Origin of the sequence: Bacillus sp. FSL K6-2861 (genome assembly GCF_038630725.1) — a bacterium.
In the GTDB taxonomy this organism is placed as follows: Bacteria; Bacillota; Bacilli; order Bacillales; family Bacillaceae; genus Bacillus; species Bacillus velezensis.
Genome location: NZ_CP152037.1, coordinates 1,599,415 through 1,615,240 on the forward strand (window position 1 = coordinate 1,599,415; position 15,826 = coordinate 1,615,240).

Genomic DNA, 15,826 nt, shown 5'->3' on the forward strand with positions numbered 1-15,826 from the left:
GAGCTGCCCGATGGAATTAGCCGCTATTTTATTCTGCCTGTTTTTTGCCATGAATATCGGAGCCAGCGGGGCCGCGGCTTCAATGGGAGTCGCTTACGGGTCCGGCGCCGTTAAAAAGAAAACGTATGCGCTGATCATCTGCGCGGCCGGAGTTCTGTCAGGGGCGGTTATCGGCGGCGGTGAAGTCGTTAAGACGATCAGCGGCGGAATCATTCCCGAACAAACCATTACGCTCACCATTGTCTGCATTATTATCGGATCGGCGGCGCTATCGTTATTCACGGCGAATGTGCTCGGCATTCCGCTGTCGACGAGTGAGGTCACTGTCGGGGCGATTGTCGGTGTCGGCGTCGCGTACAAAGTATTGTTTTTACAGCATCTTTTGGTCATCGTGATTTTTTGGGTGCTCGTACCGTTTGTCGCGTTCTGTTTCACGTTTCTCGTCTCGAAGGTATTCAGTTCTCTGAATATTCGAGTCATTTCGAATCGGAAACAGAAGATTTTGGGGATTGTGCTGCTGATTGCGGGGTTTTGGGAAGCTTTTTCAGCCGGAATGAACAATGTCGCAAATGCGGTGGGCCCTTTGGTTGCTGCGGGCGTGCTCAGCGTGTCCAAAGGAACGCTGTACGGAGGCATCTTTGTCGCTCTCGGCGCTCTGCTTTTAGGACGTAAAGTGCTTGAAACCAACGGGAAAAAGATTACGAGATTTTCAGCCGGAGAAGGCATACTGCTTTCCGGAACCGGCGCGGGGCTTGTCATTATCAGTTCCGTCTTCGGTCTGCCGGTCCCATTGGCGCAAGTCACATCATCATCAATTATCGGCATCGGAATGGCCAAAAACGGGCCGAACGTTTTTCATAAAGAAGTCGTGAAAACGATGCTCAAAGTATGGGTCGTTTCTCCGTTTTTGTCACTGTCGATTTCGTATTTGCTTGTCTCCCTGCTGTTAAAAGGAGATTACTATTCCATCTTTATGATGGCCAGCGTGCTTTTGGCAGCTGGCGGAGCCGCCAGTCTGATGAAAGCCATCCGAAAAGAGAAACGCTCTGTCCATGAACAAGGCGGAGGCATTTAACTATTAATCTGAGTTTATTTATCTGTTAACTGGGAGGAATCATGTATTATGAGTTTAGCACCGCACGGAGGAACATTAATTAATCGGGTGAATGAGCAGTATGATCTTACATCCGTCCAAAAAGAAATTGAGCTTGATTTGATTTCGTTCGCTGATTTAGAGCTGATCGGGATCGGGGGGTACAGCCCGATTGAAGGATTTTTCACAGAAAAAGATTACGTGTCAGTCGTTGAGAATATGCGTCTGGCATCCGGGGTTGTCTGGTCCCTGCCGATCACGCTTCCGGTCGATTCAGAAAAAGCGGCTGAGCTTGCCGTCGGCGACACGGTGAAACTGACTTACGGCGGAGACACATACGGCGTAGTCGACATCGAAGATATTTATACGCCGGATAAACAAAAAGAAGCCGTTCACGTATATAAAACCGATGATGCCGCGCATCCGGGCGTGAAAAAATTATTTTCACGCGGCGATACGTATGTCGGCGGGCCGATCACATTAGTTAAAAAAGCGTCAAAGCAGTTTCCCGAGTTTACATTTGAACCTGCCGATACAAGACGAAGCTTCGAAGAAAAGGGCTGGAAAACCATTGTCGGTTTCCAAACGAGAAATCCGGTCCACCGCGCCCACGAATATATCCAAAAAACCGCGCTTGAGACGGTTGACGGCCTGTTTTTGAACCCGCTCGTCGGTGAAACAAAATCAGATGATATTCCGGCGGATGTCAGAATGGAAAGCTACCAGGTGCTGCTCGATCATTATTATCCGAAAGACCGCGTTTTCCTCGGCGTATTTTTGGCGGCTATGCGGTATGCGGGGCCGAGAGAAGCCATTTTCCACGCGCTTGTCCGCAAAAACTACGGCTGCACGCATTTTATCGTCGGCCGCGATCATGCCGGCGTCGGTGATTACTACGGCACATATGAAGCGCAAGAGCTGTTTGATCAATTTACAGCGGATGAACTCGGGATTACACCGATGAAATTCGAGCACAGCTTCTTCTGCCGGAAATGCGGCAACATGGGAACGGCCAAAACATGCCCGCATGACAGAGAAGACCACGTCATTCTGTCAGGAACAAAGGTCAGAGAAATGCTGCGAAGCGGTGTCATGCCGCCGGCGGAATTCAGCCGTCCTGAAGTTGTCGAGGTGTTGATTAAAGGGCTGAAAACGAAAGAAGAAGCAGGCGTTTCTTAAGGAGGAAAATAGAGTGACAAATCGTGATATCGTGTGGCATGAAGCCTCAATAACGAAAGAAGAATACCAGCAGAAAAACAAGCATAAAAGCTCTATCCTCTGGCTGACGGGCTTAAGCGGTTCAGGGAAATCCACGATTGCAAACGCCGCAGCGCGCGAGCTGTTTGAACAGGGCTATCAAGTCATCGTGCTTGATGGTGATAACATCCGCCACGGCTTAAACAATGACTTAGGTTTTTCCGATGATGACCGCACGGAAAATATACGCCGCATCGGGGAAGTGGCGAAGCTTTTCGTTCAGCAGGGAACCATCGTCATCACGGCTTTTATTTCTCCGTTCCGTGAGGACAGAGATCAGGTGAGAGAGCTTGTGGCAGAGGGCGAATTTAATGAAATCTACGTGAAATGCGACCTCGATATATGTGAAAAGCGCGATCCGAAAGGTTTATATAAAAAAGCAAGAAATGGTGAAATTCCGTTCTTTACGGGGATCGACTCACCGTATGAAGAGCCGAAAGCGCCTGAGCTCGTACTTGATTCAGGCAAATGTGAACGCGAAGAATGCACCGGAAGACTGGTTGACTTTGTGAAAAACAGCTTAGCATAATAGGTCCAAAAAGGCCGCGCAATCAGCCGGATATCCCCCGCAATGGCGGGATATGGTAAAATAGCTGAAGTGCGGCCTCGCGGCTGTTCTGGGAAGATTTCAAAACGGATCGGGGAGACATGCTATGGGGAAAGTATTTATCGTTGGAGCCGGTCCGGGAGATCCGGACTTATTAACGGTGAAGGCAATGAAAGCCATACAGAAAGCGGACGTTATATTATATGACAGATTGGTAAGCAAAGAGATTTTACAGTATGCCGGAGAAGAAGCGGATCTGATTTACTGCGGCAAGCTCCCGGATTTTCACATTATGAAACAGGATACGATCAACCGTTTCCTTGTGAAGTATGCGAAAAAGGGGAAAACCGTTGTAAGGCTCAAGGGAGGCGACCCGTTTGTTTTCGGCCGCGGAGGCGAAGAAGCGGAGGCTCTCGCGCAAAACGCCATTCCGTTTGAGATCGTTCCCGGCATTACATCAGGAATCGCGGCTGCTACTTATGCCGGCATTCCCGTGACACACAGAGAGGCGAGCTCCAATGTCGCATTCGTTACGGGGCATTATAAACAAGAAGACGACTTTGAAGAAAAATGGAAAGCGCTGGCGACGGGCATTGATACGCTGGTGATTTATATGGGAATTAAAAATATCCGGCAGATTGAAAGAATGCTGCTGGAAAACGGCAGAGACGCCGGCACCCCGGCAGCCTTTATTCATTGGGGAACGACGGACAGGCAAAAAACAGTCGTCTGCACCGTCGGCACGCTTTCAGACACAGTGATAAAAGAAGAAATCAAAAACCCGAGCTTAATTGTTATCGGTGATGTCGTCAATTATCACTGCAAACTGGACTGGTATGCATCTGAACAGAAAAATCTGGATTTGAGCGAGGCGTTGTAAATGAAGCAGGCGATTTTATACATCGGGCACGGAAGCAGGCTGAAAAAAGCGCAGACAGAGTCGGCGGCGTTTTTAAAAGGGTGCATGCCGCACGCTGACGCTCCCATTCAGGAAATCTGTTTTTTAGAACTGCAGGAACCGTCTATTGAAGCGGGATTTGAAGCATGTGTCAGACAAGGCGCCACTCATATTGCGGCCGTGCCTTTACTGCTGTTGACCGCTGCCCACGCAAAACATGACATTCCGGCTGAAATCGCTCGTGCGGCGGCCCTGCATCCCGATATAAAAGTGACATATGGTGTTCCGATCGGAGTGGACGATGAAGTCGTAAAAGCGGTGCATCATCGCATTGAAGATACCGGAGTGCCCATTGAGCAGGCGAAAGTGGTGCTGATCGGAAGAGGAAGCACAGATCCGGCAGTTAAAAACGCAGTCAGTGAGATTGCCGGAAAACTTGAGGCGATTACACCTGTTAAAGAAGTCATCCCTTGTTTTTTAACAGCATGTAACCCGCACTATAAAGAAGTGTTTGCCGGTCTTGAAGAGGATGACGGAGCACCCGTTTTTATCGTTCCATATCTTCTGTTTACCGGGCTTTTAATGACTGAGATTGAACGGGAAGTTCAAAAGCTTCAAACGATCAATCAAAATGTTCATATCGCTTCATACTTAGGTTTTCACCCGCATATTAAGCAGGCGTTCTTGAACCGTGTGTCAGAAGCTGTTCGAAACCCCGGCGGTCAGTTTGATTTTAAGGGGAGACAGTATGCTGCCTCTGCACATTAATTTAAGCGGAAAAAGAATTATCATCGCGGGCGGAGGCAATGTTGCCTTAAGAAGGCTCAAAACGGTGCTTCCGGAAGGCGCGGATATTACTGTAATCAGTCCCGATGCCCTGCCTGAAATTAAACAGCTTGCGGATGAAAGACGTATCCGCTGGGTTTCCCGTAAAATTAAAATGAAGGATCTTGCGCCCGCTTTTTTCATCATTGCCGCGACAAATGACCGGAGCGTGAATCAGGAGATAGCCGCGAGCGCTTCTGAAACGCAGCTGGTCAATTGTGCAAGCGATGCTGAACAGGGCAGCGTGTATATGCCGAAGATCATCCGCAAAGGGCGCATTCAAGTATCCGTATCAACAAGCGGCGCAAGCCCGGCACATACGAAAAGACTGGCTGAGGACATAGAGCCTCTCATTACTGTTGATTTGGCTGAAGAAGTGGATCGATTATTTGAGAAAAGAAGAAGACCATAAAAAACACCTTGTCTGTCACCAGGCAAGGTATTTTTTATACTGTCCTGACAGTCCCCGAATGTGAACAATTCAAAACGAAAGCGGGCAGTTTGAATGGTATATGCCAGCAAGCAGTCAGGATTGCGAAGTGATGCGGAATATCTATCTGATCCCAATGCCGCCTGGATTCCGCCCGCATACAAAGGAACGGTCAGAGACCCGGCATGATTATATTGACTGCCCGGATGTGTTCAGGTTTGGCGAGGGGAAGGTGACAGTATCCGCCGCCAAATCAGGTGTGACCGCTTTAATCAGAGACGGCCCCCGGCGGATCAGGCAGACATGACGGGAAACCGACCAGATACTGTAAAGATCGGTTCTGACGGCTGGGGAGAGTTTCGTCTCCGTTTATAAGTAATAAAAAACATCTCCAAGCTGAGTGCGGGTTTCAGCTTGGAGGTGCGTTTATTTTTTCAGCCGTATGACAAGGTCGGCATCAGGTGTGACAAATACGGTATGCTGGCTGTCATAGGTGACAAATCCGGGCTTTGCGCCGTTTGGCTTTTTCACGTGTCTGATTTTTGTATAATCAACCGGAACGGAGCCGGAATCTTTCGCTTTGGAAAAATAAGCGGCGATCGCAGCCGCCTCCAGTATGGATTGTTCATCCGGATCGCTGCTTTTAATCACAACGTGGGAACCCGGAATGTCTTTCGTGTGGAACCATAAATCATCCCTTGCGGCAGCTTTTGTCGTTAAGTACTCATTTTGTTTATTGTTTTTGCCGACAAGAATCGTCAATCCCCGTGAAGATTCATATTGCTCCAAAACAGGAACGTGCTGCTTCTGTTTTTTCTGTCCTCGCTGCTGTTTCGGTCGCAGATATTTGCCTTCCACAAGCTCCTCCCTTATTTCGTGAATATCCTTTGTGGAGGCGGAGGAGAGCTGCTGGATCAGCTGATCGAAATAAGTGATTTCCTCCTCGGCCAGACGGATCTGTTCTTTTACCACCTCGACGGAATTCTTCGCCTTTTGATACTTTGTAAAATACATCTGCGCGTTTTCTGACGGTGTTTTGTTCGGATTTAAAGGGATGGTCACCGTCTTACTTTCTTCATCATAATAATTGATGACTTCCGCTTCTTTGTCACCTTTTTTCAGCATATACAAATTTGCCGTCAGCAGTTCGCCGTATAGCTGGAATTCCTTCGCATTTTCTGAGTAGTCGAGCGTCTTTTCCAGCTTTTTTATCTTATTGGCGTTCTTTTTTCGTTCATTTGCGACAAACCGCTCGAGATCCTGAGCCTGCTGTTTGACGCGGTCGCGTTCCGCCTTGCCGAAATAAAACCGGTCCAACAGCTCACTCAGAGAGTGAAAGGTGCGCTCCTCTCCGTTTACATGTGTGAGAGACAGGAGATAAAAGTATTCCTTTCCGCCGGCTGTCGTAATGTTTGGTGTAAACCTGCAATCTTTCACGGCATGGAACATTTCAATCAGCGTCTTCGGCAGCGTTATTTTGTTAGCGAGACCCGCTCTGTGCACGGCTTCTTTTGCAAACAGCGGAGAAACACCTGAGAAGTGTCTGACGATCTGCTGGGCAAGCCGTCCTTCCTGAAAACTGAGATAACGCAAAACGTCCTCTTCATCCGCGGCAAGCGGCGAAATTTTTTCCTGAGCGGGAGGAAGCTTGTAATCATATCCCGGCAGAACGGTCCGGTAGCTGTTCATCGACGGAGATAAATGCTTCAGTCCGTCGATGATGGCTCCTTCTCCGTCAGTCAGGATAATATTGCTGTGCCGCCCCATAATTTCAACATACAGCGTTCTGACGGTTTCGTCGCCGATTTCATTTCTGCTTTTTATGCGGAATATCATAATCCGGTCTAATCCGGCCTGTTCTATTTTCTCAATAAATCCGCCTTCTATATGCTTTCTGAGCAGCATACAAAACATCGGCGGCTCGCTCGGATTTTCATAGGCCTGGTTTGTCATGTGCACCCGTGAATAGCTCGGATGCGCCGATAATAATAATTTATGGTTTTTTCCGTTAGCGCGGATATGAAATATCACATCGTGTTTAAAAGGCTGATGGACTCTCGTGATCCGGCCTCCGGCGATCCGGCTGTTTAATTCATGTGTCATTCCGTATGTAAACATGCCATCAAAAGACATATAAAACACCCTTTCCTTCTTCCTGCATTCGATAATTATAGCATGAAAAGGGACGAGTCAGAATAAGCTTGTTTACAGAGTGACATCTCTAAAGCGAGGCAGGGGAGTGGACGAGAAGAATGAAGTTTCATGAAATGGGACAAACCGATTTGCTGAAAGCAACAAATACGTCCATTAAACAGGGGTTGACCGAAAAAGAGGTGAAAAAACGCCTTGAAAAGCACGGACCGAACGAGCTTCAGGAGGGCAAGAGGACACCGGCGATCGCCGTGTTTTTCGCCCAATTTAAAGATTTTATGGTGCTCGTGCTGCTGGCGGCAACCTTAATATCCGGGTTTTTAGGCGAATATGTAGATGCCGTAGCGATTATGGCGATTGTATTTGTCAATGGGGTTCTCGGTTTTTTTCAAGAGCGGCGTGCGGAAAAGTCTTTACATGCATTAAAAGAGCTGTCAACGCCGTATGTGTCAGCGTTGCGGGACGGGAGCTGGAAGAAGATTCAGTCCAAGGAGCTCGTTCCCGGCGATATTATGAAATTTTCAAGCGGAGACCGGATTGGCGCGGATGTGCGGATCGTTGAAGCAAAAAGCCTTGAAATTGAGGAATCGGCGCTGACCGGGGAATCAATTCCGGTGGTTAAACAAGCTGATAAACTGAGAAAGCCGGATGTTTCGTTAGGCGACATCAGCAATATGGCGTTTATGGGTACGATTGTAACGCGCGGCAGCGGTGTCGGCGTCGTCGTCGGTACAGGAATGAATACGGCAATGGGGAAAATCGCCGATATGCTGGAATCCGCCGGCAGCCTTTCAACACCGCTGCAGCGAAGACTTGAAGAGCTCGGCAAAATTTTAATTATCGTCGCGCTCCTTTTAACGGTATTGGTCGTTGCAGTCGGCGTCTTACAGGGACATGATCTTTACAGCATGTTTTTGGCCGGGGTGTCATTGGCCGTCGCCGCGATTCCGGAAGGGCTTCCCGCCATTGTTACGGTGGCATTATCAATCGGCGTCCAGCGCATGATCAAACAAAAATCAATTGTCAGAAAGCTCCCGGCGGTTGAAACATTGGGCTGCGCCTCTGTCATTTGTTCTGATAAAACCGGCACGCTGACACAAAACAAAATGACCGTCACCCATATGTGGTCAGGCGGCAAAATTTATAAAGTGTCAGGCATCGGCTATGAGCCGGAGGGCGTTTTCACCCGAGATGAGCGGGAAATCAAGCCGAAAGATGAGAAGATTCTTGAACAGATGCTGGTTTTCGGCGCGTTGTGCAACACATCCGAAATCGCACTGAAAGACGGCCGTTATGTACTCGACGGCGATCCGACAGAAGGAGCGCTGCTGACGGCTGCAAGAAAGGGCGGTTATTCAAACGATTGGCTCAACGGGCACTACCGCGTGGTTGCCGAGTTTCCGTTTGACTCCGTCCGCAAAATGATGACCGTCATTGTAGAGGATCAGGAAAAAAAGCAGTTCGTCATCACTAAAGGAGCGCCCGATGTGCTGATTGACCGCTCGTCACATCTGATGCACGGCGCAAGAAGTACGCCTTTTTCAGAAGAAAAGAAAGCAGAAACGGAAGCGGTTCTGAAAGAGCTGGCGTCGCAAGCTTTGCGTACGATCGCGATTGCTTATAAACCGCTTAAGCCCGGAGAAAAGCCGACAATGGAGCAGGCGGAAAAAAATCTGACGATGCTCGGCTTGTCAGGCATAATTGATCCGCCCCGTCCGGAGGTCAGACAGGCGATTAAAGAATGCCGTGAAGCCGGCATTAAAACGGTTATGATCACAGGGGATCACGTCGAAACGGCAAAGGCCATTGCAAAAGATTTGCGTCTTCTTCCGAAAAAGGGGCATGTGATGGACGGGAAGGCGCTGAATGAGCTTACGGAGAAAGAACTTATCGAAACGGTCGATGATGTCTACGTCTTCGCACGCGTGTCGCCTGAACATAAATTGAAAATCGTCAAAGCGTTCCAGGAAAACGGACACGTCGTCGCCATGACGGGAGACGGGGTTAATGACGCGCCGGCCATAAAGCAGGCAGATATCGGTGTTGCCATGGGCGTGACGGGAACGGATGTGGCAAAGGAAGCCTCTTCTCTCATTCTGGTAGATGATAACTTTGCTACGATTAAATCAGCCATAAAAGAGGGACGGAATATCTATGAAAATATAAGAAAATTCGTCCGGTATTTGCTCGCCTCCAACGTAGGTGAAATTTTAGTGATGCTGTTTGCGATGCTTCTCGCTCTGCCGCTGCCGCTCGTTCCGATTCAGATATTGTGGGTGAACTTAGTCACTGACGGGCTGCCGGCGATGGCCCTCGGTATGGATCAGCCGGAAGGAGACCTGATGAGGCGGAAGCCGCGGCATCCGAAAGAAGGAGTGTTTGCGAGAAAACTGGGCTGGAAAGTCGTATCAAGAGGGTTTTTAATCGGAGCTGCAACCATTTTAGCGTTTATCATCGTCTATCACCGCAATCCTGAAAATCTGCCCTACGCACAGACCGTTGCATTCGCGACTCTTGTCCTGGCTCAGCTTATACACGTGTTTGACTGCCGGAGCGAAACGTCTGTTTTCTCCCGGAATCCGTTTGAAAATATCTATCTGCTCGGGGCCATCATTTCTTCTATCTTCCTGATGGTCATCGTCATCTATTATCCGCCGCTGCAGCCGATTTTCAAAACAGTGCCGATTACGCCGGGCGATTGGATGCTGATTATCGGTATGTCGGGCATACCTACTTTTTTGCTGGCGGGTTCACTTTTGACAAGAAAAAAATAATTCCATATGATATAATCTTAGGGGTAATAGCATGTCTATTGCCCTTTTATTTTGATAACGGGAAAGAATTGGGTGTTTCATATGATACGGAGTATGACAGGCTTCGGCAGCGCAAGCAGCACAAAAGGCGATCTCTCGGCAACCGTTGAATTGAAATCCGTCAATTACCGGTTCAAAGAAGTGAACGCCCGCCTGCCACGGCCTTTGCTATATGTAGAGGATAAGCTGAAACAAACGATATTGCAGCATATACAGCGCGGAAGAGTAGAGCTGTTTCTCACTGTAAACAGTGACGCGCTCATAAAAAGAAGCCTGAACATCGATTGGGAGCTCCTTGATGAATATGTGAGCGCCGCACGCGTCATGAAAGAGCGCTACAGCCTGGCCGCAGAACCCGATGCAATGGAGTTCTTTAAAGTTGAACATATTGCGCAGATACACGAAGAACAGATGCGTGATGACAAGCTTGAAGAAGTCATCAGGGAAGCCGCTGAGCTGGCTGTAAAGGAACTTTGTGACATGAGAGAAAAAGAAGGACGGCTTTTGGCGGAAGACTGCTTTCTGCACATTGAGCGGCTTGAGACGCTGTCCGAACAGGTGAAAGAGCGCGCTTCGGCCGTTGTTATTCAATACCGCGAGCGTCTTTACGCCCGAATGAAGGAATGGACGGAGGATGCGCTCGACGAAAGCAGGCTGATCACGGAATGCGCCATTTTCGCCGATCGTTCTGATATAACGGAAGAAATTACCAGGTTGAAGAGCCATTTTGTTCAATTCCGTGATATATTAAAAGAAGGCGGGGCAGTCGGCCGCAAACTTGATTTCCTTGTTCAGGAGCTTAACCGAGAAGCGAATACGATCGGCTCAAAAGCCAATGATCATCAAATCACAAAGCTTGTCGTTGAAATGAAAAGTTCTATTGAAAAATTGAAGGAACAAGTGCAAAATATAGAATAGCGACTGTGCGTATTGTTTACAGACGGCCTCTTCAGGTTACACTAGAGACGTCTATTTTACAGGGGGAACGTAGAAGATGACGATTAAACTGATTAATATCGGATTTGGCAATATCATCTCCGCCAATCGGATGATTTCGATTGTCAGCCCGGAGTCTGCGCCAATAAAGCGAATGATCCAGGATGCAAGAGACCGCGGAATGCTAATAGACGCTACATACGGACGAAGAACCCGTGCAGTTGTCGTCATGGATAGTGATCACATTATCTTATCTGCCGTCCAGCCTGAGACAGTTGCACACAGACTTTCTGTGAAAGAAGAAATTATGGATGAAGGGCAGGGGTAATTGCCGCATGAAAGAAAGAGGGTTATTAATCGTTCTCTCAGGTCCCTCCGGAGTTGGAAAAGGAACGGTTCGGCAAGCAATATTTTCACAACAGGACACGAAATTTGAATACTCAATTTCAGTCACGACGAGAAACCCGAGAGAGGGCGAAGTCGATGGCGTCGATTATTTCTTTAAATCCAGAGATGAATTCGAACGCATGATTGAAAACAACAAACTGCTTGAGTGGGCGGAATATGTCGGCAACTATTACGGAACGCCCGTTGATTATGTCGAACAGACGCTTCAAGAAGGAAAAGACGTCTTCTTAGAGATTGAAGTGCAGGGCGCGCTCCAAGTGCGGAATGCATTTCCGGAAGGCCTGTTTATCTTCTTAGCGCCGCCGAGTCTTTCTGAGCTGAAAAACAGAATCGTGACAAGAGGGACTGAAACCGACGATTTAATCGAAAACAGAATGAATGCCGCAAAAGCTGAAATCGAAATGATGGACGCGTATGATTATGTCGTTGAAAACGACGATATCCAAACGGCTTGTGATAAGATTAACGCAATCGTTCTCGCCGAGCACTTAAAACGTGAACGCGTCGCTCCGAGATATAAGAAAATGCTGGAGGTAGAATAACTTATGTTAGATCCGTCAATTGACTCTTTAATGAATAAATTAGATTCTAAATATACGCTGGTGACCGTGTCTGCAAGACGCGCGCGTGAAATGCAGATCAAAAAGGACCAGCAGATTGAACATACCATTTCTCACAAATATGTAGGCAAAGCTTTAGAAGAAATAGACGCGGGCCTGCTTTCGTTTGAAAGAGAAGACAGCGAATAACAAGCACACGTAGCAACCTATCTCTACATAGGTTGTTATTTTTTTCCGTTTGGGATTTGTCCAATGCTTTCATAAAGGGGAGAAGACTTCATGAAAAACCGAAACATTTTGCTATGCGTAAGCGGAGGAATTGCCGTTTATAAAGCTTCCGCACTCACGAGCAAGCTGGTTCAGGCCGGCGCAAACGTCAAAGTGATTATGACTGAGTCCGCGCGTGAGTTTGTTTCTCCGCTGACATTTCAGGCGCTGAGCCGGAATGAAGTATATACAGATACATTTAATGAACAAAATCCGAAGGTGATATCTCATATTGATGCCGCTGACTGGGCGGATTTAATTATTGTCGCGCCCGCTACGGCAAATATCATCGGCAAGCTTGCCAACGGAATTGCTGACGATATGCTCACAACGACGGTGCTGGCGGCTGAGGCCCCGGTTTGGGTGGCGCCTGCGATGAATGTCCATATGTATGATCATCCGGCGGTGAAACGGAACATCTCTGTGCTTTATCAGGACGGGGTCCGCTTTATCGAGCCGAGTGAAGGCTATTTGGCATGCGGATATGTCGGCAAAGGAAGGCTGGAGGAGCCGGAGCTTATTGTTGAGCGTGTCAGAGAGCATTTTAAGGAGCCTGAAGACGATGCGCCGCTGAAAGGAAAACATATTGTCATTACGGCCGGTCCGACGCGCGAAGCCGTGGACCCTGTCCGCTTCTTCACAAATAAATCCACCGGCAAAATGGGCTACGCCGCTGCTGAAGCCGCCGTCCGTCTCGGGGCGCGGGTGACGCTGATTTCAGGCCCGGTGTCAATAGAGCCGCCAGTCGGGATGTATCAGTTTCTTCCTGTGCAATCGGCAGCCGATATGAGAGAAGCCGTGCTTTCTGTGTTTGATTCATGCGACATGGTGATTAAGACGGCGGCCGTGGCCGATTTTACGCCGGCGGCTGTTTCTGATCACAAAATGAAGAAGAAAGACGGTTCGCTCGTGATCGAATTCAACCGTACGGCAGACATACTGAAAGAACTCGGCGAACGGAAAACACACCAGCTGCTGGTCGGATTTGCGGCTGAAACGCAAGACGTCGAACGCTATGCGCGCAGAAAACTCGAACAGAAAAACCTTGATATGATCGTTGCGAATGATGTGAAAGCAGAAGGGGCCGGATTTGGCACGGATACGAATGTCGTCACCTTCTATTTCCGGGACGGAAGAAAACGGGAGCTTGCGCTTATGTCTAAACTTGACGTTTCCTTTGAAATGCTGAAGGAAATGACCGCTTTGAAAGCCGAGGACCGAAAACCCGTATGAATGTAGCAGAAGTCATTGTCGATGTCAGCTCCAAAAACATTGACAGACCCTTTGATTACAAAATTCCCGATCATTTAAAAGGGATGATCGAAGTCGGCATGCGGGTGATTGTCCCGTTTGGCCCGCGCAAGCTTCAAGGATTTGTGACCGGTTTGAAAGATTCGTCTGAATTAAACGGCGGCTCAATGAAGGAAGTCGAGAAGCTTCTTGATTTGACGCCCGTTCTGACTGAGGAACTGATGCAGCTGTCTTCATGGCTTTCTGACAAAACGCTGTCGTTTAAAATCACGGCGCTTCAGGCAATGCTGCCCGCCGCACTGAAGGCGAAGTACGAGAAAGAGCTGAAAGTCGTTGACGAAGAAGCGCTGACACCGGACATCAAACAGCTTTTCAGGAATCAAAAAAGTCTTCTGTACTCGGATATTACCGATGAAAGCATTCTTTCGTCACTTCAAAAATTCGTGCGCAAAGGAAGCATTGATGTCACATATAAAGTCGCCCAAAAAACGAATAAAAAAATGATCCGCATGATCGAAGCGGGGGCAGACAAAGAAGAACTCGCCCGGCACGCAGATTCATTGACAAAGCAGGCTTCTAAACAGCTCGCCGTGCTTACTTATTTTATCGGCGGGGGAGCAAAGATTTCCGCGGCTGAGCTTTGCAAAAAGACCGATTCCAGTTCCGCGACGCTGAAAACGCTTCTTAAAAAGGGGCTTCTTACGGAAAGCTTTGAGGAGGTTTACCGCGATCCTTATCAGGACAGAATGTTCAAAAAAACAGAGCCGCTCTCTCTTACAGAAGAGCAGCAGGCCGCTTTTGAGCCGATTAAACAAGCCGTAGCCGATCATGTCCACCACGTCTTTCTGCTTCACGGCGTCACGGGAAGCGGCAAAACGGAAATTTACCTGCAATCCATTGAGAAAGTGCTGGCAAAAGGACAAGAAGCCATCGTGCTCGTTCCGGAAATCTCGTTGACACCGCAAATGGTCAACCGTTTTAAAGGCCGCTTCGGCTCAAAGGTTGCGGTCATGCACAGCGGATTATCCACAGGTGAAAAATACGATGAATGGCGGAAGATTCAGCGCAAGGAAGTCCGGCTTGTCGTCGGAGCCAGATCGGCCATCTTTGCCCCGTTTGAAAATCTCGGCATGATCATTATTGATGAAGAGCACGAATCTTCCTATAAGCAGGAGGAAATGCCGCGGTATCATGCAAAGGACGTAGCCATCCGCCGGGCCGAGCATCACAGCTGTCCGGTCGTCCTCGGGAGCGCCACGCCGACATTAGAGTCATTTGCGCGGGCGAAAAAAGGCATTTATGAGCTGCTTCCGTTAAAACATCGCGTAAATCGCCAGCTCATGCCTGACGTTTCTCTCGTTGATATGAGAGAAGAACTGAGAAACGGCAACAGATCAATGTTTTCAAGAGAACTGATGGAACAGCTGGAAGAGAAGCTTGCAAAAAAAGAGCAGGCCGTCCTTTTTCTGAATAAACGGGGGTATTCCTCGTTTGTGATGTGCCGGGACTGCGGTTATGTGCCGCAATGTCCGCATTGCGACATTTCGATGACTTATCACCGCTACGGACAAAGGCTGAAATGCCATTACTGCGGCCATGAGGAACCTGTCCCGGGAACATGCCCGGAATGCGGCAGCGAACATATCCGCTTTTTCGGCACGGGAACGCAGCGTGTGGAGGAGGAGCTTACGAAAGTGCTGCCTCAGGCGCGCGTGATCAGGATGGATGTGGACACCACTTCAAGAAAAGGCGCCCATGAAAAACTGTTGTCAGCGTTCGGTGAAGGGAAGGCGGATATCCTGCTCGGTACGCAAATGATCGCAAAAGGGCTTGATTTTCCGAACGTGACGCTCGTCGGAGTATTAAGCGCAGATACGACGCTTCACATCCCTGATTTCAGGGCCGCGGAGAAGACATTCCAGCTGCTGACGCAGGTAAGCGGACGGGCCGGGCGGCATGAAAAGCCGGGAACGGTGGTCATTCAAACGTATACACCGTCTCATTACAGCATTCAGCTGACGAAAACGCACGACTATGAAACTTTTTTTCAGCAGGAAATGGCGCACAGAAGGGCCCAGTCATACCCGCCTTATTATTACGTGGCGCTGGTGACCGTTTCTCATGAAGAAGCGGCAAAAGCCGCGGTCACCGCAGAAAAGATTACAAACTATTTAAGAGCGGGATGCGGGCCTGATACGAAAATTCTCGGGCCGGCGGCTTCCCCGATCGCCAGGATCAAAGATAGATATCGCTATCAATGCGTGATAAAATACAGACAGGAAAACGAGTTGCAGATTCAGTTGAAAAAGATACTGGAGCACTATAAACGCGACATTGCGCAAAAGCATGTCATGATTTCAATCGATATGAATCCGTACATGCTGATGTAA

General features: G+C 48.6%; 15 protein-coding genes. 14 read left to right on the forward strand and 1 reads right to left on the reverse strand.

Annotated elements, in window-relative coordinates:
• The first annotated feature begins 10 nt into the window (after window positions 1-10).
• The 7 genes from NYE62_RS07935 to NYE62_RS07965 all read left to right on the forward strand — a co-directional run bounded on the left by NYE62_RS07935 (window position 11) and on the right by NYE62_RS07965 (window position 5,357).
• Window positions 11-1,075 (forward strand): inorganic phosphate transporter, encoded by a 1,065-nt coding sequence (locus tag NYE62_RS07935; RefSeq protein WP_144664713.1) that lies wholly within the window; start codon window positions 11-13, stop codon window positions 1,073-1,075.
• A 48-nt stretch (window positions 1,076-1,123) separates the two neighbouring features.
• A complete protein-coding gene (gene sat, locus NYE62_RS07940) occupies window positions 1,124-2,272 on the forward strand; it encodes a sulfate adenylyltransferase (protein WP_144664712.1) in 1,149 nt (382 codons plus the stop codon).
• Between the two features lie 13 nt (window positions 2,273-2,285).
• A complete protein-coding gene (gene cysC / locus NYE62_RS07945) occupies window positions 2,286-2,879 on the forward strand; it encodes an adenylyl-sulfate kinase (protein ID WP_144664711.1) in 594 nt (197 codons plus the stop codon).
• 124 nt (window positions 2,880-3,003) lie between these two features.
• A complete protein-coding gene (gene cobA, locus NYE62_RS07950) occupies window positions 3,004-3,777 on the forward strand; it encodes a uroporphyrinogen-III C-methyltransferase (protein WP_144664710.1) in 774 nt (257 codons plus the stop codon).
• A complete protein-coding gene (locus NYE62_RS07955) occupies window positions 3,778-4,563 on the forward strand; it encodes a sirohydrochlorin chelatase (RefSeq protein WP_144664709.1) in 786 nt (261 codons plus the stop codon).
• Entirely contained in the window at window positions 4,544-5,032 is a 489-nt protein-coding gene (locus tag NYE62_RS07960) for a bifunctional precorrin-2 dehydrogenase/sirohydrochlorin ferrochelatase (protein WP_144664708.1), read from the forward strand. The genes NYE62_RS07955 and NYE62_RS07960 overlap by 20 nt, the downstream gene beginning before the upstream one ends.
• 130 nt (window positions 5,033-5,162) lie before the next feature.
• The gene (locus NYE62_RS07965; RefSeq protein WP_251257591.1) at window positions 5,163-5,357 is read left to right on the forward strand and encodes a hypothetical protein; all 195 of its coding nucleotides are present in this window, start codon (window positions 5,163-5,165) and stop codon (window positions 5,355-5,357) included.
• A gap of 119 nt (window positions 5,358-5,476) precedes the next feature.
• On the opposite strand, the gene NYE62_RS07970 is transcribed toward NYE62_RS07965, so the two are convergent.
• Entirely contained in the window at window positions 5,477-7,183 is a 1,707-nt protein-coding gene (locus tag NYE62_RS07970; protein WP_342497350.1) for an NFACT RNA binding domain-containing protein, read from the reverse strand.
• A 119-nt stretch (window positions 7,184-7,302) separates the two neighbouring features.
• Between NYE62_RS07970 and NYE62_RS07975 the strand changes: the two genes are divergently transcribed.
• The 7 genes from NYE62_RS07975 (at window position 7,303) to priA (ending at window position 15,826) form a co-directional block, all read left to right on the forward strand.
• Window positions 7,303-9,975 (forward strand): calcium-translocating P-type ATPase, SERCA-type, encoded by a 2,673-nt coding sequence (locus NYE62_RS07975; RefSeq protein ID WP_342497351.1) that lies wholly within the window; start codon window positions 7,303-7,305, stop codon window positions 9,973-9,975.
• 81 nt (window positions 9,976-10,056) lie between these two features.
• The gene (locus NYE62_RS07980; RefSeq protein ID WP_144664705.1) at window positions 10,057-10,932 is read left to right on the forward strand and encodes a YicC/YloC family endoribonuclease; all 876 of its coding nucleotides are present in this window, start codon (window positions 10,057-10,059) and stop codon (window positions 10,930-10,932) included.
• A gap of 76 nt (window positions 10,933-11,008) precedes the next feature.
• Window positions 11,009-11,278: an extracellular matrix/biofilm regulator RemA gene (remA, locus tag NYE62_RS07985; protein WP_003154355.1), complete on the forward strand. Its 270-nt coding sequence runs from the start codon at window positions 11,009-11,011 to the stop codon at window positions 11,276-11,278.
• A 7-nt stretch (window positions 11,279-11,285) separates the two neighbouring features.
• A complete protein-coding gene (gene gmk, locus NYE62_RS07990) occupies window positions 11,286-11,900 on the forward strand; it encodes a guanylate kinase (protein WP_003154347.1) in 615 nt (204 codons plus the stop codon).
• 3 nt (window positions 11,901-11,903) lie between these two features.
• Entirely contained in the window at window positions 11,904-12,107 is a 204-nt protein-coding gene (rpoZ, locus tag NYE62_RS07995) for a DNA-directed RNA polymerase subunit omega (RefSeq protein WP_003154346.1), read from the forward strand.
• Between the two features lie 90 nt (window positions 12,108-12,197).
• Window positions 12,198-13,418, forward strand: coding sequence for a bifunctional phosphopantothenoylcysteine decarboxylase/phosphopantothenate--cysteine ligase CoaBC (coaBC, locus tag NYE62_RS08000; protein WP_095352171.1), 1,221 nt, complete (start codon window positions 12,198-12,200; stop codon window positions 13,416-13,418).
• Window positions 13,415-15,826 carry a primosomal protein N' gene (gene priA / locus NYE62_RS08005; RefSeq protein WP_342497352.1) on the forward strand — a complete coding sequence of 804 codons (2,412 nt, stop codon included), beginning with the start codon at window positions 13,415-13,417 and terminating at the stop codon, window positions 15,824-15,826. The genes coaBC and priA overlap by 4 nt, the downstream gene beginning before the upstream one ends.